Annotated in this window: 18 protein-coding genes; 17 read left to right on the top strand and 1 reads right to left on the bottom strand. The window is 50.6% G+C overall.

Annotated features, from left to right (window positions below; translation table 11 throughout):
• Window positions 1-117 precede the first annotated feature (117 nt).
• Window positions 118-387 carry a hypothetical protein gene (locus MHB46_RS09130; protein WP_341162150.1) on the top strand — a complete coding sequence of 90 codons (270 nt, stop codon included), beginning with the start codon at window positions 118-120 and terminating at the stop codon, window positions 385-387.
• A 559-nt stretch (window positions 388-946) separates the two neighbouring features.
• Here the strand turns inward: MHB46_RS09130 and MHB46_RS09125 are convergent.
• Window positions 947-1,348, bottom strand: a complete 402-nt coding sequence (locus MHB46_RS09125; protein WP_341162149.1) for a VOC family protein — start codon at window positions 1,346-1,348, stop codon at window positions 947-949.
• Window positions 1,349-2,294: 946 nt separating this feature from the next.
• On the opposite strand from MHB46_RS09125, the gene MHB46_RS09120 reads away from it, so the two are divergent.
• The 16 genes from MHB46_RS09120 (at window position 2,295) to MHB46_RS09045 (ending at window position 23,930) form a co-directional block, all read left to right on the top strand.
• A complete protein-coding gene (locus tag MHB46_RS09120) occupies window positions 2,295-6,320 on the top strand; it encodes a DUF5695 domain-containing protein (RefSeq protein ID WP_341162148.1) in 4,026 nt (1,341 codons plus the stop codon).
• A 135-nt stretch (window positions 6,321-6,455) separates the two neighbouring features.
• Complete coding sequence (locus MHB46_RS09115; RefSeq protein ID WP_341162147.1) at window positions 6,456-7,754, top strand: alpha-glucosidase/alpha-galactosidase; 1,299 nt, start codon at window positions 6,456-6,458, stop codon at window positions 7,752-7,754.
• A 13-nt stretch (window positions 7,755-7,767) separates the two neighbouring features.
• Window positions 7,768-9,594, top strand: coding sequence for a cache domain-containing sensor histidine kinase (locus MHB46_RS09110; RefSeq protein ID WP_341162146.1), 1,827 nt, complete (start codon window positions 7,768-7,770; stop codon window positions 9,592-9,594).
• 16 nt (window positions 9,595-9,610) lie between these two features.
• Complete coding sequence (locus MHB46_RS09105; RefSeq protein ID WP_341162145.1) at window positions 9,611-11,203, top strand: response regulator; 1,593 nt, start codon at window positions 9,611-9,613, stop codon at window positions 11,201-11,203.
• Window positions 11,204-11,326: 123 nt separating this feature from the next.
• A complete protein-coding gene (locus MHB46_RS09100; protein WP_341162144.1) occupies window positions 11,327-12,682 on the top strand; it encodes an ABC transporter substrate-binding protein in 1,356 nt (451 codons plus the stop codon).
• Between the two features lie 33 nt (window positions 12,683-12,715).
• Window positions 12,716-13,621 carry a carbohydrate ABC transporter permease gene (locus tag MHB46_RS09095; RefSeq protein WP_061832109.1) on the top strand — a complete coding sequence of 302 codons (906 nt, stop codon included), beginning with the start codon at window positions 12,716-12,718 and terminating at the stop codon, window positions 13,619-13,621.
• Window positions 13,618-14,544: a carbohydrate ABC transporter permease gene (locus MHB46_RS09090; RefSeq protein ID WP_341162143.1), complete on the top strand. Its 927-nt coding sequence runs from the start codon at window positions 13,618-13,620 to the stop codon at window positions 14,542-14,544. The genes MHB46_RS09095 and MHB46_RS09090 overlap by 4 nt, the downstream gene beginning before the upstream one ends.
• 167 nt (window positions 14,545-14,711) lie before the next feature.
• Window positions 14,712-15,821 carry a M24 family metallopeptidase gene (locus MHB46_RS09085; protein WP_445667587.1) on the top strand — a complete coding sequence of 370 codons (1,110 nt, stop codon included), beginning with the start codon at window positions 14,712-14,714 and terminating at the stop codon, window positions 15,819-15,821.
• A gap of 69 nt (window positions 15,822-15,890) precedes the next feature.
• Window positions 15,891-17,414: an Ig domain-containing protein gene (locus MHB46_RS09080; RefSeq protein WP_341162142.1), complete on the top strand. Its 1,524-nt coding sequence runs from the start codon at window positions 15,891-15,893 to the stop codon at window positions 17,412-17,414.
• Window positions 17,415-17,461: 47 nt separating this feature from the next.
• Window positions 17,462-18,670 carry an NAD(P)/FAD-dependent oxidoreductase gene (locus tag MHB46_RS09075; protein ID WP_341162141.1) on the top strand — a complete coding sequence of 403 codons (1,209 nt, stop codon included), beginning with the start codon at window positions 17,462-17,464 and terminating at the stop codon, window positions 18,668-18,670.
• Window positions 18,667-19,668 carry a proline racemase family protein gene (locus MHB46_RS09070; RefSeq protein WP_341162140.1) on the top strand — a complete coding sequence of 334 codons (1,002 nt, stop codon included), beginning with the start codon at window positions 18,667-18,669 and terminating at the stop codon, window positions 19,666-19,668. Before MHB46_RS09075 ends, MHB46_RS09070 begins: the two co-directional genes overlap by 4 nt.
• A gap of 63 nt (window positions 19,669-19,731) precedes the next feature.
• Window positions 19,732-20,619, top strand: coding sequence for a dihydrodipicolinate synthase family protein (locus MHB46_RS09065; protein WP_341162139.1), 888 nt, complete (start codon window positions 19,732-19,734; stop codon window positions 20,617-20,619).
• Window positions 20,620-20,634: 15 nt separating this feature from the next.
• Window positions 20,635-22,071 (top strand): aldehyde dehydrogenase family protein, encoded by a 1,437-nt coding sequence (locus MHB46_RS09060; RefSeq protein WP_341162138.1) that lies wholly within the window; start codon window positions 20,635-20,637, stop codon window positions 22,069-22,071.
• Window positions 22,064-22,378, top strand: coding sequence for a (2Fe-2S)-binding protein (locus MHB46_RS09055; protein WP_341162137.1), 315 nt, complete (start codon window positions 22,064-22,066; stop codon window positions 22,376-22,378). Before MHB46_RS09060 ends, MHB46_RS09055 begins: the two co-directional genes overlap by 8 nt.
• Window positions 22,375-22,710: a (2Fe-2S)-binding protein gene (locus MHB46_RS09050; protein ID WP_023987257.1), complete on the top strand. Its 336-nt coding sequence runs from the start codon at window positions 22,375-22,377 to the stop codon at window positions 22,708-22,710. The genes MHB46_RS09055 and MHB46_RS09050 overlap by 4 nt, the downstream gene beginning before the upstream one ends.
• Window positions 22,707-23,930, top strand: a complete 1,224-nt coding sequence (locus tag MHB46_RS09045; protein WP_341162136.1) for an NAD(P)/FAD-dependent oxidoreductase — start codon at window positions 22,707-22,709, stop codon at window positions 23,928-23,930. The genes MHB46_RS09050 and MHB46_RS09045 overlap by 4 nt, the downstream gene beginning before the upstream one ends.
• Window positions 23,931-23,968: the final 38 nt, after the last annotated feature.

The raw sequence follows: 23,968 nt of genomic DNA, 5'->3' as shown, positions 1-23,968 counted from the left end.
CATTCTATTCAGCTAACGGGCGGGTTAGTTAGTTTCAATATGTTGTAGTATGCTGGTGTATGGCTACATCTATTGATTTTTTTATATTGATTTTTTTAGCTTAGGAGGTTATCAAGAATGCCTTATCCGATGGTCCATTTTGTGATAGCTTTAGAACTTTGCTCGCGTACTCCATCTTCTAGTTTCTTAATTGGGAGTATTGCTCCAGATGCTGTCCATGTAAGAGGGAATGTGACAAGAAGTGAAAAGGGTATTACACATTTTGTTTGTGAAGAAAGATTTCCTAGTATTGAAGTACTTAAGGAAAGATGCCAGTATTACTTAAACCTAAATGATGAGACTAACTGGAAATACTGGGGTATTTTGCTCATATCTATGCGGACATAAGATGGACGGAAACAGTTTATTCGAATTTTGAACGTGAGTACCGAGGAAAAAAAGATGAAATAAGAAAAGTTTATAATATTGAGTCAAATCAGGTGGAATTTAATTTAATTAGGAGAAAAGAATGGGCTGGAAGCCGTTCTAAACAAGCTCTATGTAGGAAATGCCTATAGTATTGAACCATTGTTAACTCAAATTGAAGTAAGCCAATACCGAGATATAAAACTACAGTGGCTACGCAATAAGGACAATGAACCCCAGATTACCCCAATTTATTTAAAAGAAGATTTGATTAAGAGTTTTGTTACAAAGACATCACATGAGCTTAACGACTTATATAAAGAATGGGGAATCGAGTCTCTCTAAGCAAGATATATGTGTTAATATTGATTATTTATGTAAGACCAATAAATTAATACGGGCTAATCCAGGTGATTTTGTATAAGTTTAACCCACCGAATTTTTCCTTCTAAGCAACGATTTTGATTTGAATTACAGATATGAGATTATAGGGGGTATAAAAAACGCCGGTGACCTTAAGCAGGTGACCGGCGTTTTCATATTAGCGTTTCGGCATTTTGTTCTCATCCATGTACAGCAGGTTCCAGCGGTGACCATCCAGGTCGGCAAATCCTGCGCCGTACATCCAGCCGTCAATTTCACTCGGCTTGCCAAAGATGTTTCCTCCGGCAAACTCTACTTTTTGAATAAAGGCATCTACTTCTTCTCTGCTTTCAGCGCCAATGGAAAATATTACTTCTGCGGTATGGGAAGTATCTGCGGTCTTTGAACCTGTAAATTTCTCAAACGCCGCATCCGGGAACAGCAGAATCTTTGTTTGGCCTATGGCAAGCTTGGATCTCTCGTTACCAACGCTCACCGCATGGAATCCAATCTCATTGAAAAAGGCAGTTGACCTCTCAACATCTTTGACCGGCAGGTTAATCCAGATCTCCTGTGACATGGCTGTAGCCTCCTGGAATATATTTTCAACTACTCCTACTATACTCTACTTCTGGAAACAGAAGCGAATCTTATAAAAGAAACCGCAAGGTATGACATTCCTGTCATGCATTCTACGGTTTCCTTAGTAAACTTATTTACTTGTCTGCTCCAGCATCGTCTCCGTCAAGGTATCGATCTAGCCAAGAATGGATTTTCGCATCAAAGTAGAAGTGCGTTTTGTAATCCAGTCTATGGAGAAGCACCCTCAGCACGAAACATATAATTACTGAAATTAAATTTTTGGGACTAAAGTAGAATTAAAATTGAACTAACGGGAAACGATAGTTCAATGATAAAGTGGTGGTCTGGAAATTTTCGAAGTTCAGTTACAGTTAATAGGGCTTTTTCATTGTCTACAAAATGGGGCTTGACCAATACAAAGCATACCATTGGAATCAGCCCAGTTGATAGATGCTCTCAGCAGATTTTTACTCATACTCTACCCCAAAGATTCTTTACATACACAGACTCCAAATTCTACCTTAGGAACGAATCTATTAAATAAATACCTTCGCATCTGGAAAACCAACGTAACGATTCCCCACTACAGCAACTCAAAATAAATTTCTCAGTTTCACGGTGTCCGTTTGTATAATCTGATCAAACCCCGATATATCTAAAAATGCCTCCCTTGCTCTCTATCTAAATTTCCTGTCTCTCCATCCTCTGTAATCTTAATTCAGATAAATCTGTCGTAGCTTGGTTGATTGCCGATCTAACGGTATCCCCCTATTAGGTTGAAATCCTATATAAATCGGTTGAAAATGTTGATTTTACCAATGGACAAGGATTTGTACAATAGAGTTGTAGCGCTTACATTTCCAAGGAGGTTACAGCGAAATGAAGAGACTTCAGGTGATTGGCAAGCAAATCAGGACCCCGAGATCCAAAAGGAGGCCGTGTTGATGAAATTTAAGGGAATATTGGCGGCATTTTTGTTTTTAACCACAGCGTCTGTGTTGTTTGGGACGCATACGGCAGAGGCCCATGAACTATCCAATGACAAGCTGACGATTCAGACAGGGGAGCATGGAGAAATTTCATCCATACGTATCAAGGGAGATGCTTTCCCGACAGAGTATGTCATGAACGCAACGGTAACACCTGAACAGAACACCGCAGATCATCAGTGGCTAGGGGAGTTGATGTTCACGTACCGATTGGATGGAGGCAGCTGGACGAAGGCATGGACGAACAAGTCGGCAGACGCACGTAAGATCACAACCAGTGGTAACCGTGTCACTGTCACGTACGAGAATTCTACTAATGCAGAAGGCATACGCAATTTTAAAGTCATCGAAACGTATTCGGCAGAGTCGAATGGTTCGGTGTTGTGGAATATACAGGTGCAGAATACAAGTGGAAAAAAACTGGAGATTGGCGATTTCGGTTTGCCTCTTCCTTTTAATGAGCAGTGGACCAACGGTGATGCGATCTACGAAACTAGAGTGGTGACGCATTCCTTTGTCGGCAATGACAGCTCCTATATTACAGCTGGGCGTCCCAGCGGCATTGGTTCTTCCCTGCTGCTGATTCCTGATTCCTCAACGGGTGCGGGCTTTGAGTATCAGGATCACTGGCGGGATGAGGAGCATCCGGGCAGCAAATGGGCCTGGAATCCGGCCAACGAAGGTAAATGGCTGGAAGGACTCAATGTATTTTATATTCATTCCAATGTCATCAAGTCCACCAATCGGGGGTATTTGCCCAATACAAGCCTGATCCTGAATCCCGGTCAAAGCAAAAACTATGGCTTCAAGTTTCTGGCGGTGAAGGACGAGCATGATGTAAAAGATACGTTGTACCAAGAAAACTTGGTGGATACAACAGTCGTACCCGGCATGATCGTGCCTACGAATCAAAAGGCGAAGGTGGACCTGCGCTCCAAGCAGGCGATCAGCAAAGTAACCTATCCAGACGGAACCGTTATTCCGCAGACAGATAGCAAGCCCGGAGGACATCACATTTATGAACTGAAATTTACTAAGCTGGGTCCAAACTTCATAACGGTAGAATACGGCAACGGTAATAAAACAGTGTTACAATTCTATGCCATCGAGCCGATTGATCTCGCGCTGCAACGGCATGCTACATTTATGGTCGACAAAACCCAATGGAATGTACCGGGTGATCTGCGCGACAAGGTATTTGACGATTGGATGATGCATACCAAATCCAAACGCAACATTTTTAACGGCTACTGGGGCTGGGGAGACGATTGGGGTCTGACCCACGGACAGTTCCTGGCTGAGAAAAACATACTGTCTCCAGTCGCCAAAGAGGTGCGGGCAGTAGACGATTATTTGGAGACGGCGATCTGGACGAATCTGATGAACGGACATCATGAGGATTATTTAATTCATGATTTCTTGATGCCAGAGCCTAACGATACACCGACCTATCGAGGGTATGCTTATCCGCACGTATACAACACGTATTTCAGCATGTACAAGATTGCCAAGGAATACCCGGATCTTGTCACTTACAAGCATCCAAAGGAAACCTATTTGCTGCGGGCGTATAACATTTTCAAAGCATTGTATGAAGGGCCAGTCGCGTACAACTGGGAAACAGGTTTGATGGGCGAACTGACCACACCGGATATTATTCAGGCACTTCATGATGAAGGCTATGATGATGAAGCGAATGATCTCAAGGAAAAAATGGATCGCAAATATAACAATTTTAAAAATACAAAGTATCCTTACGGTTCTGAATATAGCTATGACAATACAGGGGAAGAGGCTGTATATACGTTAGCCAAACAGAATATAGATACAGAGGGCGAGCAAAGCAAAGCCCTGGAAATGATGAGTAAAATTAATGCCAAAACCCGTGCGGCACGCGGTCACATGCCCGTATGGTACTACTACACCGATCCGGTGACGATTACCGGGGAAAACTGGTTTAACTTCCAGTACACGACTTCGCTTGCTGGATATGCGATGGATGACTGGATTCGCCATCATGAGGACAATCACCGTGAGGAACAACAACGGTTGTCCTATGCAGCTAAAATTGCCAATGTCGGAGCGATTAACTCCGGGCAAATCAGCTCGGACCCTGAAAACATCGGGGCGGTCGCATGGACGTATCAAGCGGAAAAAGGCAATAACGGCACGAACGGCACTGGCGGCGGTAAAAATGTTCCGCTTTTTAACGGCTGGCGCGGCATGAGCGGCGAGGCTGATCTCGGATTGTTTGGTGCGCTCAAAACGTTAAGTGCTGATATCGCAATTGATCCTATTTTCGGATTGACGGGCTACGGTGCAGAGGTGAGCAAAAGCGGCAACGTGTATACGATCAAGCCGCTGGACGGCCTGTTCAAGCGCATCAATCTGATCACGGAAAAGCTGTATATTGAGCTGGAAAAGGACCAATATACAGAAGCCAAGCTGGCAACATCCAAGGATTACGTATGGCTTCAACTGAAAAATCAAACGCCGGGCCAAGCCCATTCCACGTACGTTACATTTGACGGTTTGAAGAAAGGAACGTATTTGGTTAAAGTAGGCGGTCAATCACAAGGGAAGTTTAATGCGTATGCGCCTTCCAACAAGCTTAAATTGGAAATTGGTACAGCATCCTCCTACACGGTAGAGCTGACATCGACCACACCTGATCCGAACAAAGCACCTGTCGTGGATGCTGGCAAAGATTCGAAGGTAAAGCTGCCGGATCAGATCATTCTGAAAGGCACAGCTACGGATGATGGGCTTCCGCAAGGAAAGGTGACAAACGAGTGGAGTCTGGTTGAAGGACCACAGGACGCGAAGGTCACATTCAGTAACAAAACATCGCTGCGCACGAAGGTGGATGTTTCCGAGCCGGGAACGTATGTGTTCAAGCTGACAGCCAGTGATTCTCAGTTGTCAGCGGAGGCTAAAGTAACGGTGGTAGCTGAACCGGCGGCTCCGTTACTTGAACAGCTTGCAGTTTACAAGTTTGATGAAACAAGCGGTTCTGTAGTTGCGGATTCATCAGACAGCGGAAATGATGCTGCCGTGAAGGGGACGGCTGCATGGGCTGCGGGTAAAACAGGCAATGCTGTCAGTCTGAACGGCAAGGACAGCTATGTGCAGCTTCCGGCGGGTATTGTCAGTCGGGCACAGCAATTGACCGTATCCGGTTGGGTTAAAGCGAACACCCTGAGCGATTATGTGCGGATTTTTGACTTTGGCTCCGGGACGAATGAATATATGTTCTTGACGCCTAAAGCAGGAAATACCATGCTGTTTGCCATTACCAACCAAGGCAACGGGCAGGGACAGGAGCAGACGATTGAAGGCCCTGTACTGCCGACAGGCGTATGGAAACATGTTGCGGTCACGCTTTCGGGTTCCACAGGTATTTTGTACGTGGATGGAAAAGAAGTGGGACGCAATACCAACCTAACATTGAATCCTACCAGTCTGGGTCAGACCAAAAATAATTTTATCGGCAAATCTCAGTACCCTGATCCGTACTTCAATGGTCTAGTGGATGAATTCCGTATCTACAGCCGTGCTTTGAATGCAACCGAGGTGGCAGGTCTGGCCTCTGGTACAGCACAAAGCCTAACGGGAGCCGAGAAAATCACGGCTTTAAAAGAAGTAAACGTGACGACTCGTGCGGGTGAAAAACCGGAACTGCCAAGCGTCGTGGAAGCTACGTATGGAGAAGGCTCCACCAAATGGGTGGCTGTGGAATGGGAGGATATAGACCCTGCACAATATGCTGCTCCAGGTTCGTTTGAGTTGAAGGGCAAAGTAGTGGGGACAGAGTTAGAGGCAATTGCGAAGGTAGCCGTGATTGAGGCAGGGGCTGCGGCTCCATCGGTAACACCGGTTAGCCAGGAAACTTCAGTCACCCCGCCAACTACGACACCCTCGGTAACATCTGCCTTACCGCCTCGGACCGTCAGCTCCGTTAAATCAGCGGGGGTATCCTGAATGGGAGGCAACAACGCATAGTTATGAGTAACCTTTCCCATCGTCACTTTCCTCCTGTAAAGGGGAGAGTGGCGGTGGGTATCCTTGCATTTGAGGTGCAAAACCGCGAACAAAAAGGTGAATGGGGGAAAAAGTATGAGCAAGATTACATTTCTGGGTGCAGGCAGTACGGTATTTGCTAAAAATGTGCTTGGCGATTGTATGTTGACACCTGCTTTGCAGGGCTTTGAGTTGGCGTTGTTCGATATTGACCCCGTAAGGCTGAAAGATTCGGAAAATATTTTATCCAATTTGAAAAAAACAACAGGGAGCACCTGTGTGATTCGCTCCTACACTGACCGTAAGGAAGCGCTGCGCGGAGCGACCTATGTGGTAAACGCCATCCAGGTAGGCGGCTATGATCCGTGTACGATTACGGATTTTGAAATTCCCAAAAAATACGGCCTGCGCCAAACGATTGCCGATACGGTCGGTATTGGCGGTATTTTCCGCAATTTACGTACAATTCCGGTGATGCTCGATTTTGCGGCAGATGTGCGCGAGGTGTGCCCGGATGCATGGTTTCTCAACTACACGAATCCGATGGCTGTGCTGACGAATGTGATGAATGTTCATGGAGGTGTCCGTACGGTAGGGCTGTGTCATAGCGTGCAGGCGTGTATACCGGAGCTGTTTAAAAGCCTCGGGCTGGAGCAGAAAGGTGTAAAGGCAAAAATCGCAGGCATCAATCATATGGCGTGGCTGCTCGAAGTGAGCAAGGATGGTGTAGATTTGTATCCCGAGATTAAAAAACGAGCCGCCGCTAAGCAACAGGAAAAGCATCATGATATGGTGCGCTTTGAAATGATGCTAAAATTCGGCTATTACATTACGGAATCGTCCGAGCATAATGCGGAATATCATCCGTATTTTATCAAACGGGCATACCCTGAGCTGATCGAGCGCTTCAATATTCCTTTGGATGAATACCCGCGCCGCTGTGTGAGCCAGATTGCACGATGGGAAACGATGCGTGAAGAGCTTTTGGGTAATCAGGATCTGCGTCATGAACGGTCAAACGAATATGCCTCTTATATATTTGAGGCGATCGAAACGAATCAGCCTTTTGCCATTGGCGGCAATGTGATGAACACAGGCTTAATTACCAATCTGCCGAAGGAAGCCTGTGTGGAGGTACCTTGTCTGGTGAATCGTAACGGGGTTACGCCAACCTTTGTCGGGGATTTGCCACCCCAATGCGCTGCGCTGAACCGGACGAATATTAATACCCAGCTGTTAACGATTGAAGCTGCAATCACCGGGAAAAAGGAGCACATTTATCACGCTGCTATGTTGGACCCGCACACGTCCGCAGAGCTGTCCATGGATGATATTGTTTCCCTGTGTGATGACCTGATTGCAGCCCACGGGACATGGCTCCCAGCCTATGTGTAAGGACGGCAGATGAATGGGAGGCCGGGGTCGTCAAAAGTTCGCCGGGATTCCTACAATCCGTGGGAAATTCATTGTACTGACGCTGGTACTTACCGTCATTCCGATGGTGGTACTGACCTTTACCTTTTACCGGATCGCGGCCCATTCCCTTGGTGAGAAGTCGGAAGCACTGGCTATGCAGTCCCGGCAAATGAGTGAAAATTACGTCAATGCGACGCTCTCCGATTTGAATGATCTGACCAATTCCATTCTCAGCAATCCTGATGTGCAGTCTACGCTGGAGACCAAGCCGGAAGATGATTATGAATATTTACGGAACGATGAAACACTCAGTATGGTTGTCCGTACGCAAACCCAGACCAAGCCGTATATCACGTCCTCTCTCATATATGCCGCCAATGGCGGGCTCAAGCATTCTCTCTATCAGGGGAATGTTTCGGTCCGTTTTGGCGGCCTTCCTACATTAGAGGAAGCACGTGTGTACTATCGCCGCCTGCTGGCCGAGCGGCCCATGATGTGGATGGCTCATTCGCCGTTTGAATCCGGACGCGGGATGGCGGAGGATCGCATCTATGTGGGGAAGCTGCTTCGAAAAACGACTGGAGATTATGCGCCCCTCGGATTTTTGCTGCTGGAAATCGACAAGGCCAGTCTGTTTCGGGGGCTTGCTTTTCATGAAACAGACGGTAATACCCAGATGTGGGTGCTGGATCAGGAGGGCGAGCCTGTATACCGATTGCCGGAGCAGGGTGTTGCGGACCAGGCGCTATTGCGGCAGATTGCCAAATCGGCTGTGGATAGGCCTGTGCTTACGAAGGACTGGAGAACATGGAACGGCCGCCAGACGATGATCTCTTACGGCCCGTTAAATGAAGGACAATGGACGTTGCTGCAAAAAGTTGATCAGTCCGTGCTGTTCGAGGATGCGCGGAAAATTGGCGCCTGGACCATCTGGACTTTTTTTATTGCATTGATGCTGGGCTGGATGTTGTCTTATCGGCTAAGTGACACGATTCGTCGCCCCCTGCTTCAATTGAGCCGATTGATGGCGGTCGATGGGAGTGTGAGCGCTACAGGCTCAGCCCAAGCTTTCGAAGCTCCTACTTCCGTTGTTTTTAATCCTAAGGATGAGGTAGGGCAGATCGGGGAGCGTTTTCTTCATATGATGCAAAAAAATCATGAACTGTACGGTCAGGTCTACGAAGCATTGCTGTCGCGTAAGCAGGCTGAGTTTCGCGCGCTTCAGGCGCAGATTAATCCGCATTTTTTGTACAACACGCTAGAATCACTGAAGGGAATGGCATTGGCGAATGGGCAACGGGATATGGCAGAGGTAATCGGTGCCTTTGGTAAATGTTTTCGCATTTCGCTAAGTTATGGCCGAGAGCAAATCAGTTTGGGACAGGAAGTCGAGCATGTAAGCGCCTATGTGAAGGTGCAGCAGTTTAGGTTTAGGAATTCGTTCGAGTGGATTTGCGAGGTCGAGGAGGATATTTGCGGATTTTATGTACCCAAACTGATCCTCCAGCCACTCGTTGAAAATGCTATTTACCACGGCTTAAAAGGGCGCACCGACCGTGGCTATATCATGTTATCCGGTACAAGGGAAGGGGATATGTTGCGTTTGACGGTCAGTGATGATGGGGGCGGTATTGGAGCCGAGCGTCTGAACGATATCCGGAAGTCGCTGGATGCGGAACGAGGGAGTGCTATTGGCTTTGGGCTGCGGAATGTGCATGAACGTCTTCGGCATTATGGTCCGCAATATGGACTGTCCGTGACAAGCGAGCCGGATCAGTACACCTCGGTTACCTTACTGGCACCCATTCGAACCGAATAAGAAAGGGGAGGATGTCATGTACCGGCTGCTGATTGTGGACGACGAATATCATATTCGGGAAGGACTGAAGCTGATGGTGGCGGAAAGTGGCCTGTCAGTGGAAGTCAGTGATGTGGCGGAGGACGGCACAACGGCATTACGTTTGTATACGGAGCAGCGACCGGACATGATTTTACTGGATATTAATTTACCGGATATGAGTGGACTGGACGTAGCAAAAACCATTCGGGAAAAGGATCAGCGGACCCCGTTATTATTTCTAACAGGGTACGAATCTATGACGTATATTCGTCAGGCAGTTTCGCTTCAAGCGGTCGATTATTTGCTCAAGCCGGTGACCAGCGGAGATTTTGAAGCGGCATTGAGCCGGGCTGAGGATCGCATTGCACAATGGCGAAGAAGCGAGGAGGAAGCCATTCACCGCCATCGTTCATTGGAGCCATTGTACAGGGAGCATCTACTGCTGGATTTGCTCCAGCAGCGGCGTCCTGCAGCCGAGGTCATTCGAGAGATGGACGGGCTGGGATTTTTCGGCGAGACGAGTGGGCCGCCTTATACCGTGCTGTGCTGCGAGCTGGAGGAGTCGTCGCAGCAGGAGGCAACCGCCACTAGCAAGCCACACGGTTCCATGCATAAAAGCAGCCATATATTCGCCGGACTGACGGGGGAGGCTGCGGCAGCAGCCGGGGCGAAGGCGCATGGTGCGGCGGTTTCCCGCGATCGGCGTGTTGTGCTGCTGGCGACGGCATCTTGCAGGGCGGCGGAGCGGACGGCACAGCAGATTCGGCAGGCCGTGCAGGAACGATTGAGCCAGGGCGTGTCCATCGGGATTAGCCGTCCCGTTCAACGGATGGAGCAACTTCCCGAAGCGTATGAGGAAGCTGTGCAAGCGGCCGAGCATCGGGGGTGGGTGGGCTATAGCCAGATCATCCCCTATGAGAGCATTCAGACGGCCGAGCCGAACAGCAGTCAATTACTGGAGAAGGAACTACTGATGATTACGGAAATTCGAGCCGGCAATGATGCTGCCGTACATGCGATTTTACAGGAATGGTCAGGACAATTGGCGGGCTTGCCTGTCAAGCAGGTGAAAATGATCGTCACTCAGCTCGTCCTGTTCGTCATGCGGATCGTCCAGAGTGATGCATCTGTAGGACAAACGTCCATGCAGGAGCAGGACCCGTTGTTGGAGCTGTCCCGATTACGGCATGGGCCCGAGATGATTGATTATGTATCGCGCTATTTTGTTCGGGTGGGTCGTCATGTCCGAGAATCACGCGAGAAGGGCATTCCACGCAAATTCCAACGGGCCAAGGAATGGATTCGCGAGCATCTTCAGGAGGATGGCGGGCTGAACCGTCTGGCAGAGTACATGAATATGAGCCCCAAGTATTTGAGTGCCCGTTTCAAGCAAGTTACAGGTGAAAGCTTCGCAGACTACCAGACGCGTGTTCGCTTTGAGCGAGCCCGAGAACTGCTGCTGGACCCGAATCGCAAGGTGGCGGAGGTAGCGGAGGTTGTGGGATTCACAGATACCAACTATTTTAGCATTGCCTTTAAAAAGCATACCGGACTGACCCCGACGGAGTTTCGTAAAACATTTTTGTAAACGCGCTGTTAAAAAAATCATACCAAAACAAAGAGAGTCTGGAGTCGTTGGGTGGTCGGCTCTGGGCTCTCGGCGCATAATAGGCTTGTAAGGAGAAACCAGTTCAGGAAGGGGCCGGTTGATTTGCTGAAACGAAGGTTACGGACATGGATGGCTCTCGTGATGACGGCGATGTTGACAGGGCTGACGGCTTGCAGTGGTAACGCTGGCGAACCGGCTAATCCCAATGCGGTCGAACTCAAGTTCATGTACTGGGGAAGCAATGACGAGAAGCAGGCGATGGAAAAAATGATTCAAAGCTTTAATGCATCCCATCTGAACATTCGGGTGAAGGGCGAGCATGTCCCTGGTGACTACACGACGAAAATTAACACGTTAATGGCTGCCAATCAGCTTCCTGATATCGCCTACCTGGGCGATTCGCTCACGATGAAATGGGCAAGTGAAGGCAGACTCCTGGATTTATCCTCCTATTATGACGAATATCCCGAATTAAAAAACAAGCTCAAATCCTCCTATCTCTACAGCGAACCTGGCAAGTCTATCGGAAATTACACCGCATTGGAAGTGATGCAGTTATTTTACAACAAGGAGTTGTTTACAGAAGCAGGGGTACCCGTCCCTCCGGCTGATCCTCAAAAAGCGTGGACATGGGATGAATTTCTGGAAATTGCCAAAAAGCTGACCAAGGATCAGAACGGCAAGCATCCGGGAGACAGTGGATTTGATCCGAAAAATATTGTGCAATACGGCTTTGCCTTCGGCAATGACCGCAGCTCCTGGGGGCCGCTTTTAGCGAGCAACGGTGGAGGTTTGACTGACAAAACGGGCAAGAAGTACACCCTGAACAGTCCTGAGTCGGTGGAGGTCTTTCAGAAGTTGCAGGATCTGGTTTTCAAGGAGCATGTTTCTCCTGATTTGATCCAGCAGCAGGACATGCCGTCCAATACGATTCGGCTTCAGACAAGAAAGGTCGCCATGGTGGTAGACGGGACATGGTCCTTGCTCGATTTTTCGAACAACAAGCAGCTGCAATGGAGTATCGGCGTCCTACCGAAGCTAAAAGAGCCCAAAACGATGATCGTTGCGGGAGCCACGGTCATTTTCCGGAGCACCAAGCACCCGAAGGAAGCGCTCGAATTTTATTTGTACCATAACAATCCCGAAAAGGTGGATTTGTTCAAGTCCGGTCTTTGGATGCCTATCGAGGAAAAATATTATACCGATGAGCAGGCCATCCAGTCATGGACGAATAATGCCGCACATCCACCGGAATTTCAAAAGGCAGGCATTGAGTATGCCAGAGATTATGCGATCAAGCCGTCCACTTCGACCCTTCGCAACTGGCCTGATATCGGTTCCAAGCTGACCCCAGGGCTGGATCTGATCTGGACGAACAAGAAGACGCCGCAGCAGGCGCTGGATGAACTGGAGCCCATCATTCAGCCATTGCTTCAAGGGGTATACCCGGATGAATAATGCAGCGGGACAGCTGCGAAAGGAGAACGGCCCATGAAGCGACCAAAATCAGGAATGATGCGTATGGAGCGAAACTGGGGTCTGCTATTCGCGCTTCCTGCCATCCTCGGATTAATGATATTTACAATTGGACCAATCGCGGCCTCGTTCGTATTCAGCTTAACCGATTGGACGATTGGTGGACAGATGACCTTTATCGGATTGGACAATTACCGAACTATTTTGACCGAGGATGCTACCTTTTCCCAATCCATGTTCGTGACCACATATTATGCACTGGGCAGCGTACCTCTAGGCTTGGCGGCAGCTTTTATCATTGCGCTGTTATTAAATCAAAAGGTGAAGGGTTTGTCGGTGTTCCGCACGATTTATTATTTACCTACCATTGTACCGAGTATTGCCAACACGATGCTGTGGCTATGGATGTTCAACCCGGATTTTGGTCTGTTAAATTCGCTGTTGGAGAGCGTTGGACTGCCGGGGAGCAAATGGATTTATGACGAGAACACTGCAATACCCTCGCTGATCATGATGAGCACCTGGGGGATCGGGAACACAGTCATTATCTTTTTGGCGGGACTTCAGTCGGTTCCCACCCATCTGTATGAAGCAGCTGAGGTAGACGGCGGCAATAGGTGGCACAAATTTTTTCACATTACCATTCCTTCGATGACACCGACCATTTTCTTCAATCTGGTCATGTCTTTAATCAGCACCTTTCAGGCCTTCAATCAGGCGTATGTTATGACCAACGGGGGACCTAACAATTCAACCCTGTTCTATGTGTTCTACTTGTGGCGTACGGCCTTTACGGAGACTAAAATCGGCTACGCCTCAGCGCTGGCCTGGATCTTATTTTTCGTCATCATGGTGCTAACGGTTCTGATTTTCTCCACATCCAAAAAGTGGGTTCACTATGAAGGAGGGGAACGTTCATGAATCAGGTCACTTCTTCTGTCAATCCTTCAGAAACACCGCAACATCCGCTTCCACAGCCTGAACGCTCCCGAAGTCCTGCTACCGCCACCCGTTCCAAACCATTCCCAATCAGCCGTGTTGTACTGTATGTCGTTTTAATTATAGGCAGTGTTTTAATGCTGTTGCCATTTGCATGGCTCATTCGCAGTTCTCTGATGGGGACATCGCAAATTTTTGTGTTCCCGCCAGAGTGGATACCCTCTCCTTTTCAATGGAGAAATTACCCCGAAGCGCTGACTTCAGTACCGTTCGGCAGGTATTTTATGAATACGTTCATGATTGAGGTATGTGTGCTGGCAGGAGTGATGTTGACCTCGATTGTATCGGCGTTTACCTTTGCCCGCCTGCGCTGGCCTGGACGTAATCTGATTTTTTCCCTGCTGATCGGGTCGATGATGCTGCCTTACGCGGTGACGCTAATTCCCACTTTCGTGATGTGGCGTGAGCTGGGCGGTCTGAATACATTTCTGCCGCTGATTGTTCCTGCATGGTTCGGTGGAGGGGCGTTTAACATCTTTTTGATGCGACAATTCATGCTGACGATTCCACGCGATTTGGACGAAGCGGCTTATATGGACGGAGGTACGCCTCTGACTGTACTATGGCGCGTCATTATTCCTTTATCTTCGCCTGCATTGATCGTGATCGGAATATTTACATTTATTGATGTGTGGAATGATTTTTTGGGCCCGATTATTTACTTAAGTGACGAAAAGCATTTTACGCTAGCGCTGGGGCTAGCGACTTTTCGGGGATTGAACAATACCAACTGGCCTTACCTGATGGCGGCTTCCAGCACGATTTTGGCTCCCATCGTCCTGATATTTTTTATCGGTCAACGCTATTTTATCGAAGGCATCACATTGACGGGTATAAAAGGCTAAAAGGAAGCTGGGACGCGCTGATGTGCTTGAAAAAGAGACGGAGAATTGGGTGCAGGACTTACGGGAAAGCGGCAGCGAGAAGAGCATACATGTGTTCAAAAGCAAGTGGGAGAGTGTGTTCTAAGGCATATGCCCTGAAAAGAGATGTGGAATAAGGAGGCGTACGAGTGAAAGAGGAAGAGAGTAAAAAGACAAAACCGTTACAGGGTGTTCCTGGCAGACTGGCCCGGTTACGCTCGGAATTCCCGGCTCTAGGGATAGATGCACTGCTTATTACACATGGGCCTAATCGAAGATATATGACCGGATTTACAGGCTCCGCTGGAATTGCGCTTGTTACGCTGAAAGAGGCTTTTTTAGTGACGGATTTCCGCTATATGATGCAGGCAACAGATCAGGCAGTGGAATATTCAGTGATTCGGCATGAGGCGCAAATCTTCCAAACCGTGGCCGATCTCACAAGTAAATTGGGTGTCCACAGACTGGGTTTGGAGAGCAGGCATGTTTCACTTCAACAGTCGGGACAGCTACAAGCCGCGCTGGGCTCGTTGGAGTACGTACAAACGGAGGATGTCATTGAACGGCTGCGCGATGTGAAAGACGAAGAAGAGATTCGCACCATTAGCGAAGCTGCGCGTATTACCGATGCCGCCTTCACGGAGGTACTGAATTATATTCAGCCTGGGGTTACAGAGCGGCGGATTGCGGCAGAGCTGGAATACCAGCTCCGGCTCGCAGGCGCGGAATCGGGTGGTTTTGCGTTCATTGTCGCTTCAGGTGAGCGTTCGGCGTTGCCGCACGGGCTGGCCAGTGACAAGGAAATTGGTCAGAACGAGTTCGTCACAATGGATTTTGGCGCAAATGTGCGTGGTTATCTATCCGATATCACGCGTACCGTATTCGTAGGCCAGCCCTCAGAACGACATGAGATATTGTATGCCATTGTGCTGGAAGCAAATATGAAGACGATTGCAGGACTTCGCCCCGGCTTAAGCGGTCGGGAGGGAGACAGTCTGGGGCGGGATGTGATTGCCTCTTACGGCTATGGGGAGCAGTTTGGTCACGGGCTGGGCCACGGCTTTGGTCTCGAGATTCATGAGCAGGTACGGCTGTCCCGCGAAAGTAAGTCGGTGCTCGTACCGGGTCACGTCATTACCGTGGAACCGGGAATTTATATCCCAGGCTTCGGCGGGGTTCGGATTGAGGACGATGTGCTGATCACAGATGACGGTGTCAAGGTACTGACCTCCTCGCCCAAGGAGCTACTTTTATTATAAAACGTAGTGGCTCTATAGGTAACTATCCATAGTTTACAAGTCATCCCAAAACCGAGATGGAGGGATCGAATGAACACGCAAAAAAGAAATGCGAAAATATGGCTGACCGCGCTGGCGGCTTCTCTCATAGTGGCTTTGACACCCACTATTCCGGGTCAACAGGCTTATGCCGAGGCGGAGTCGGATGTAAAAGTCATCGACATCTTTAGTCGGACGGTGAACGATTATGGTATAGATCTGGTTGATTGGCAAGGATATCTGGCGAACCCGTATGTGAAGCTAAAAGTGAAGCCGCCAGCGGATGCTGCTTTTCCGTTAACGGTTACGTTAAATGCGCAGGGCACGTCCCGGCTGATGATGGATCTGCCAAGTACGTTGTCAGCGCAAGGTGCAAGCAAAACGCTGACTTTTGCCAATGCACAGGAGGAAAAAGATTTTCGGCTAGCCATCCATCCTGACCGGATTGGAGGAAACGGTGAAATAGAGAACTATACGCTGTCTATGTCCGTTGCTGGAAATGATGGTCACACGACTACTCAGTCCATTCCGATTCGGGTGCTGGATCAGGATGATAATAAAGAGCCCAAAGTCCCCATTCATTTTGACTACCGCTTCGATACGATTATGCCTTATTTCAAAGATGCTGCTACCAGAAAAGCGGCAGAGCTGGCGGTGAAGGACTGGTTCTATTTCTTTGATCTAAGTCCCTTCGATGAGGTTCCGGCCAGTGCGGAGGTAAACCATCTGCCGGGAGACGACTGGCAAAATGAAATACAGGTGACGAATGACAAGCCATATAAAGGCATGTGGGTGTTTTTGAGAGGATTGAACGGGCCTTATTCTACGGGCTTTCCAGCCAATAACGGCAATTATCATACACGTAACGGTGTGACCGTGCCGGGGAACCTGAACCGTTCCTATAGTCTGATTCTGGATTTCTATGATGATGCCATTCCATTCACATCGGTGGACGATGAAGAATGGTATCAATCCGATCTGTCCGAGGTGACGGATGTGCATGGACTGATCATGCATGAATTCGGTCATGCGATTGTGTTCAGCGACACATTCCCGGGTGTCAAAGCGTTGAAGGAAGCGGCGGGCAATGACTCGGATATTATGGCTTACCAGCACAGACCGGCTGCATTGGACGACAGCTATCATCTCTCCGGAGAGCTTGCAGAAGTCGACCGATTGAGCGGTCAAAATGGAGGCTGGCGCCATCTGTTTCCGACCCGGCGCTGGATGAACACGAAGCTTTCGCTGCTGGTAGCAGAAAAAGCAGGCTGGCCGCTACGTAAGGACCTGACTCCTTTCCTCGCGCCAGAAATATTAACCAAGGGACTGCCAGCACCCGTCAAAGGCAAAGCGTACACGGCCAAGCTGGAGGCCAAGGGAGGCGTTCCGTTTTACGATTGGACGGTGACAGGTGGTCAACTGCCCGCAGGGTTCACACTGGACCGTTTTACAGGAACGATTAGCGGAACAGCAGGCAGCGGAGCAGGCAACAAGACGTATACGTTCACCGTACAGCTGCGGGATTATGATGAGCTGAGCAAGCCTGTGACACAAAGCTTTACGATTAAGCTGTAAAGAATACCTCACAAACAGATTAAAACGGTCGGAGGGAGGGAAAGCGAATGAAACATGATGCCGCGGATCTGGTCATTGTAGGCGGCGGAATCATCGGTACAGCCATCGCTTATTATGCAGCTAAGTCCGGTATGAAGGTCGTGCTGGCTGAGCGAGGGGAGATTGCTGGAGGCACTTCGTCCCGTTGTGATGGCAATATATTGGCAATCGATAAAGAGCCCGGGTTTGACAGTCGAATGTCGTTGGTATCGCAGGAGCTGGTGGCAGAGCTGGCTAGGGAACTGGAGGATGAGTTTGAATATCGTGCGCCTGGCAGTATTCTGGTCTGTGAAAACGATCAGGAGATGCAAGCGGCTGAGCAGTGGGTAACCCGTCAGCAGCAGGAAGGACTTCCGTTTCGCATGCTGGATCAGCGGGATTTGCGAGAGGAATGGCCACATTTAGCGAAAGATTTGCCGGGCGGACTGGAGTGTGCGACAGATTCCACCGTAAATCCGGTGTTGATGACGTATGCACTAGCCGGGGCCGCGCGTCTTATGGGAGCGAGGCTAATGCCCCGCACACCGATACAATCTGTCCTTCAGGACGAAGGGGGAAACGTCCGCGGGGTAGAGACGCCCAATGGCGCTATCCATGCAGGTGCAGTGGTATTGGCGGCAGGTGTGTGGACACACAGCATCGGTCATTCACTCGGTTTGGACCTTCCGATCATGCCGCGCAAAGGACATATACTGGTGTCTGCCCGAATGCCTTCCATTGGGAACCGCAAGGTAATGGAGTTCGGCTATCTGATGAGCAAGTTTGGCGGTCAGCGGAGTGTGGATGAGCTTTATGAAAAATACGGTGTAGCGCTAGTATTCGAGCCAACTGCATCCCAAAATATTCTGATCGGCAGCAGCCGTCAGTTTGTCGGTATGGACACACATGTAGATCAGCAAGTGATTCGCTTAATCGCCCGCAGAGCCATTCGTTTTTTTCCTGCTTTAGCCCATGTACCACTGATGCGGGCGTATACCGGCTTGCGTCCATGGACACCTGATCATTTGCCAATTGTATCAGCGGTGGACGAAGTACCGGGGCTGTATATCGCTTCTGGTCATGAGGGGGATGGCATTAGTCTTGCGGCGGTTACGGGTAAGCTGGTGACCGAAATGGTACGCGGTGAATCCACTTGTATTCCGGTGGAGCCGCTGCGATATGACCGATTTGGCGAGACTTTTACCAGTCACGAGGTTCACGGGGAGGTAACCGGATGAGTACACCGGGCAGAATTACTACCATTGATACCCATACGGGAGGCAATCCGACGCGGACGATCATTCACGGCGCGCCTAAGCTGGTAGGTCATACGATGCTGGAAAAAATGACTTATATGGCAGCACATCATGATGATTTTCGCCGTTTGCTGATGTTCGAGCCGCGAGGGCATGAGGTGATGTCTGGCTGCATTTTAACAGAACCTTGTCATCCAGGTGCAGATATGGGGGTGGTCTTTATAGAGACTGGCGGCTATTTACCGATGTGCGGTCACGATACGATTGGAGTATGTACAGCGCTGATGGAAGGCGGGCTGATTGCCGCGGATAAAAAATCGGTATTGCTGGACACTCCGGCAGGCCCGGTTCAAGTGCGGCTAGAGGTGGATGTGGGCAAGGTGCGACAAGTAACGTTCACAAATATCCCTTCTTTTGTGTACCGCCGTGAGGTGGAGGTTCAGGTAGAGGGCATCGGTCAAGTCACGCTGGATATTGCGTATGGAGGCAACTTTTACGGCATTGTAGAGGCGGCTTCCATCGGTCTTGCACTGGAGCAGAGCAATGGGGCAAAAATTGTACAAACAGCGGTGCAGATTCGCGAGGCGGTTAATGCTGTTGTTGAGGTAGTACATCCTGAAAATCCGGTTATTCAAGGATTGACGCATATTGAATTTTACGGGGAGCCTGTGGCTCCACAGGCCGATTGCCGCAACGTCGTCGTCATCCCACCGGGAGGGATCGATCGTTCCCCTTGTGGTACAGGAACCTCGGCCAAGGTAGCGGTGCTGCACGCCAAGGGAAAACTGGGCTTAAATGAGCCGTTTGTACATGAAAGCATCACAGGCTCCATGTTCCGGGCTGAAATCGTGGGTGAAACGCAGATAGGTCCTTATTCGGCAGTCATTCCACAAATTACAGGCTCGGCTTGGGTGACGGGACATCATCAATTTGTGTTGGACCCCGAGGACCCGCTTAAAGAAGGTTTTTTGCTGATGTGAGCATTTTGCATTATTCCCGAATGCTGAATTTGAAAATAAAGATGGGAAAGGGTGGGTAAGCATATGGCACGTTTTGAAGGTGTATATGTGGCCTTGGTTACACCGTTCACGGCAGAGCTGGAGATAGACCATAAGCGTCTGACCGAGCTATGTGAGCATCTGATTGCAAACGGCATTAGCGGACTGGTTCCTACGGGATCGCTGGGAGAATATGCGGCTTTGTCCCCGGAGGAACGGTCGCAGGTTGTGCATACCGTAATTGACGCTGCGGCAGGGCGTGTCCCGGTTGTTGTCGGCTCGGCGGCTCCGTCCACCAAACAGGCGGTGCAATGGATTCAGCATGCGAAGGATGCCGGGGCAGCGGGTGTCATGGCACTGCCGCCCATTAATTACAATCCCCTGCCTCACGAGGTAACGGCCCATTATGAAGCATTATCGGAGGTGGGCCTGCCGATCATTGCGTATAACAACCCCCATGATTACAAGGTTGACTTGACTCCAGATATTCTTGCGGACTTGTCGCGTATTGAAAATATCGTAGCAGTCAAGGAATTTTCCGGTGATGTACGGCGTATTCACGCTATTTTGGCCCAGACAGAGCTGGAGGTTATGGTCGGAGTAGATAATCTGGCGATGGAGGGGGCGTTATTCGGCGCGACAGGCTGGATTTCGGGGGTGCCTAATGCGCTGCCCAAGGAAGGGGTAGAGCTGTTCCGTCTTGCGCAGGCGGGAAATATGGCAGAAGCGTCCGCGTTGTATCGCAGGCTGCTGCCGCTGTTCCACTATGATGCCAGCCCGCAATTGGTACAGTCCATCAAATATATGATGGAGCTGGCTGGATTTCCGGTCGGCCCGACACGTCCGCCCAGACTTGCGCTGCCGCAGGCGGATTATGACCGCATTCGCGAAGCATTTGAGGTGGCGGTTCGTCCAAGCGAAGTATCATCCTGAATGGAGGTGAAGACGATGGAGAGCCGAAATTGGATCGGCGGTGAGTGGCTGAGCCCTTCCGGCGAGGAAATGGTGGTTCACGATCCTTCGGCCTTGAAGGAGGAGGTGGGAGTCGTCCATTTTTCAGAGACGGGCGATATTACACAGGCCGGGGATGCGGCACGGTTGGCTCAGGTGGGTTGGGCCGCTATAAGTCCCGCAGCGCGGGGAGCTTATCTGTTCAAAGCAGCCGGGTTACTAGAGGCAGCATTACCTGAATTGGCTGAGCTGGCCAGCCGTGAGATGGGCAAGCCGATTACCGAGATGCGCGGAGAGGTCATGCGAGGTGTCCATCTGCTCCGGTACTATGCGGCAGAGGGCGTACGTTCCATCGGTACAGTCATTCCTTCGAATGAGCCGGGAGTGCTCCAATACACGAAGCGTATTCCGCTGGGGGTAACAGCTGTCATTACGCCGTGGAATTTTCCGGTAGCTATTCCGCTATGGAAAATCGCCCCTGCACTCTTGTGCGGAAACACGGTCATCTGGAAGCCAGCCGAACATGCTTCATTAACTGCAGTACGGGTCGCCGAGCTATTCGAGGCGGTGCAGCTTCCGCCCGGTGTACTGAACTTAGTCATTGGGCAAGGTAACCGCATTGGCGATGCCTTACTGGAGCATCCGGTACTGGATGCGGTCAGCTTCACGGGTTCTACTGCTACAGGTTTGGGCATTGCCGAGCGATGCGCGCGCCGTAACATGAAGTACCAGACCGAGATGGGCGGTAAAAATGCCGCCATTGTGCTGAAGGACGCGGATGTAGCACAGGCGGTGGCGATGATTGTCAGCGGAGCTTTCCGTTCAGCCGGGCAAAAATGCACGGCCACCAGTCGGGTGATTGTAGAACAGTCTGTCTATGAGACGTTCACGGAAGCCTTACGCCAAGCGGTGGAAAAAATTCAGATCGCTCCGGCGCTCGACCCTGGTGCGTATCTTGGACCTGTGGCATCCAAGGGCCAGTACGAGAAGGTTATGTCCTATGTATCGCTGGCCCGCCGGGAAGCGGACATTTTAGCCGAAGGCGGAGCCGCCGCCGGGACGGACAACGGATATTATGTGCGCCCGCTGGTGGTGACTGGACTTGATTCGTCCCATCCATTGATTCAAGAGGAGATTTTTGGACCTGTGATGGGTGTCGTGCAGGCAGACGACTTTGAGGATGCGATTCGACTGTGCAATGATTCTATTTATGGGTTAAGCGCTTCGCTGTTCACCCGCGATTTGCGGCTCGCTCATCGGTTTCTGGATGAAGCGAACGCCGGAATGGTACGGGTTAATCAGGAGACGGCTGGTGTTGAATACCAGGCTCCGTTCGGCGGTCTGAAGCAATCCAGTTCACATACCCGGGAACAGGGCCAGGCGGCGCTGGATTTTTATTCAGCGATTAAAACCTGCGCGATCAGCTATGAGTAAGCGGGCGACGGGACGAAGTGAGACGGTTGAGAGCGCGTCAGGCCATTTGCTCGTATGTCGCTGTGAAGAAGTGAGTATCGCACAGATGGAGCAGGCCTGCCGCATGGGCGTGGACACCGTGCGCCAGCTTAAAATGGCTACGCGGGTGACGATGGGGGCATGTCAGGGCAGGGTATGCCGACAATTGGTGGAGTCATGGTTTTACAATCAGGTTCCTGCTGCCCGCCGGGAGGCGGAGCTGTTATCGCAAAGGCCTCCCGTGCGTCCCATAACGTTCGGGCAGCTGGCAGAGGGAGGTCCTTTATGAGCCGCATGCGTATTGTAAATCATCCTATTTTGGGACCAAAGCCGGAACGGCGACAGGTATCTTTTATTTTTGACGGTCGTCCCATGCAGGGATTGGCTGGAGAACCATTGGCAGCAGCGCTGCTGGCCAGCGGTGTCCGTTTGCTGAGAAGGCATGAGGAATCCGGTACGGCCAGAGGTGTATACTGCGCCATTGGGCATTGCAACGAATGCCGCCTGACGGTTCATCCGTTCGGTACTGTCCGTTCCTGCCTGACCAAGCTGGAGGAAGGTATGGTGGTGGAAACTGGACGGCAGCTTTCGAATGAAATCACAGGGAGAATTGTGACATGAATGAAATGGAGCATCTCATCGTCATTGGGGCGGGTCCCGCTGGATTGTCCGCAGCGGTATCGGCTGCTGAGCAAGGATTGCCAGTCACGGTACTGGATGAGTTTACAGAGCCGGGTGGACGCATGCCCGGGCAGTATCATGAGGAAGGCAGTCAAGGCTGGTGGGTTGGAAAACACGTTTCGGATGAGCTGATTACCCGTTGCAGGGAGCTTGGGGTGGACATTCGCTGCGGTGTATCCGTGCATGGTATGGAATATACGACGACGTGGGAAATTTCCACTTCCTGTGGCTTGTTCACTGCGGATTACGTATTGCTGGCGACTGGAGCTGCCGAAGTTCCCGTTCCGCTGGATGGCTGGACGCTGCCGGGCGTCATGTCTATCGGGGCCGCGCAGGTGATGACCAACGTTCATTACGTCAAGCCGGGAGAACGCGGCATCATCGTAGGCATGAATGTATTGTCGATGGCGATTGCCCGGGAGCTGTCTGTCGCCGGAGTGAAGGTGGCGGCGATTACACTGCCGTGCGCTAATCCGCTGGCTGGTGCGGCGGCAGATCCGACAGCCTCCGCGAAGCTGCTGCTTCAGCTGTCGGGGCTGGCCCCTGCCGCCTGGATGCGTGCAGGCGGCAGGCTGGCAGCTGCGATGCGGATGGAGAAACTCATCGCGTGCTGCTATCCCCACAGAGGCTTCCGTCTGTGGGATATCCCGATCCGTTTGCGGACGGCGGTGCTGTCCGTCAACGGACAGGACCGGGTCGAATCCGTGACCCTGGTACACGTTAAACCGGACGGCTCGCCTATTCCCGGCAGCGAGCGCGTCGAACCCGCCGACTTCGTGGCGCTGAGCGGCGGCTTGTACCCGCTCGCCGAGCTGGCGGCGGTAGCCGGATGCAAATTCGTGTACAGCCCTGAGCTAGGCGGGCATGTTCCACTGCATGGTGAGCGAATGGAAACCTCGCTCAAAGGGCTGTACGTTGCCGGCAATATTACCGGCATCGAAAGCGGGCTGGTCGCGATGGCCCAAGGTCGATTAGCCGCCGCTTCCATGCTCCATGCCGCTGGACTCGGCGGAGCAGGCGGGGAACAGCGGGTACAGGAGGCGATCCGTGAGGTCCATTTTGCACGGAAGCATGCGCTGATTCAGTTTCATCCCGGCATTACAAAGGCGAGAACGCAGCTGTACCAGCAGTGGGGGCAAACCTCTGGCAGTGGCGCGTAACGGCTCGTTGTGTCTGATATGCGTTTTTATCCTAAATT

Source organism: Paenibacillus sp. FSL H7-0703, from assembly GCF_038003485.1.
In the GTDB taxonomy this organism is placed as follows: domain Bacteria; phylum Bacillota; class Bacilli; order Paenibacillales; family Paenibacillaceae; genus Paenibacillus; species Paenibacillus polymyxa_B.
Note: the sequence above shows the minus strand (reverse complement) of the source record. Positions and strands in the feature narration are given on the sequence as shown.